Source organism: Lentzea terrae, assembly GCF_003265345.1.
In the GTDB taxonomy this organism is placed as follows: domain Bacteria; phylum Actinomycetota; class Actinomycetes; order Mycobacteriales; family Pseudonocardiaceae; genus Lentzea; species Lentzea terrae.
In genome coordinates this window covers 1-1,135 of sequence record NZ_QFWW01000047.1, presented here as the reverse complement: position 1 = coordinate 1,135, position 1,135 = coordinate 1, and the positions used below count along the sequence as shown (strand labels likewise).

The window sequence follows — 1,135 nt, the reverse complement described above, 5'->3', positions numbered from 1 at the left end:
CTAGTGTCCTGAGTCGTTAATTCGGCGCCAGCACTAGATTGTGCTGGTGCCGAACCCGAAACTCGTGCCGCTGGCCCTGTCCGATGACGAACGCCGAGCCTTGGAGGGCTGGACGCGTCGCCGCACGACCGCGCAGGCATTGGCGTTGCGAGCGCGGATCGTGCTGACGTGTGCCGATTCCGGCGAGTCGAACACTGTTGTGGCGCAACGGATGAACCTCGGTCGCCACACGGTGGCGACCTGGCGGGCCCGGTTCCTGCGCGACCGGCTCGATGGGTTGTCGGACGAGCCTCGGCCGGGCCGGCCGCGCACGATCACCGATGAACAGGTCGAGCAGGTCGTGGTCACCACGCTGGAGACCAAGCCCGTCAACGCGACGCACTGGTCGACCAGATCCTTGGCCACACAGACCGGGATGACGCAGTCCGCGGTGTCACGAATCTGGCGGGCGTTCGGTCTCAAACCACACCGCGTAGACACGTTCAAGATCAGCAAGGATCCGTTGTTCGTGGACAAGGTCCGCGACGTCGTTGGTCTCTATCTCGACCCGCCCGCGAAAGCGGTGGTGCTGTGCGTGGACGAGAAGACCGGAATCCAGGCCCTGGACCGCTCGGCGCCGGTGCTGCCGATGCTGCCCGGAGTGCCTGAGCGACAGAGCTTCGACTACATCCGGCACGGCACCACTAGCCTGTTCGCCGCACTGGAGATCGCCACTGGCCAGGTGATCAGCGCGGTGAAACGCCGCCATCGGCACCAGGAGTTCCTGGCGTTCCTGCGCACCATCGACACGAACGTCCCTGCCGGCTTGGACGTGCATGTCGTGCTGGACAACCTCGCCACACACAAGACACCGGCGGTGAAGACGTGGCTGCTCAAGCATCCGCGCTTCCAGTTGCACTTCACCCCGACCAGTTCCAGCTGGCTCAACCTGGTCGAGCGGTTCTTCGCCGAGATCACCGTGAAACTGCTGCGGCGGGGCGTCCACCGCTCGGTCACCGCCCTGGAGAAAGACATCCGCGGCTGGATCGAGCAGTGGAACACCAACCCCAAGCCTTACGTCTGGACCCGCACCGCGGACCAGATCCTCGAGTCCCTCGCCGCATACTGTCAGCGAATTAACGACTCAGGACACTAG

At 64.5% G+C, this 1,135-nt stretch carries 1 protein-coding gene; it reads left to right on the top strand.

Annotation, left to right across the window (positions count from 1 at the left end):
• Positions 1-37 precede the first annotated feature (37 nt).
• Entirely contained in the window at positions 38-1,135 is a 1,098-nt protein-coding gene (locus DI276_RS47640; RefSeq protein WP_408610651.1) for an IS630 family transposase, read from the top strand.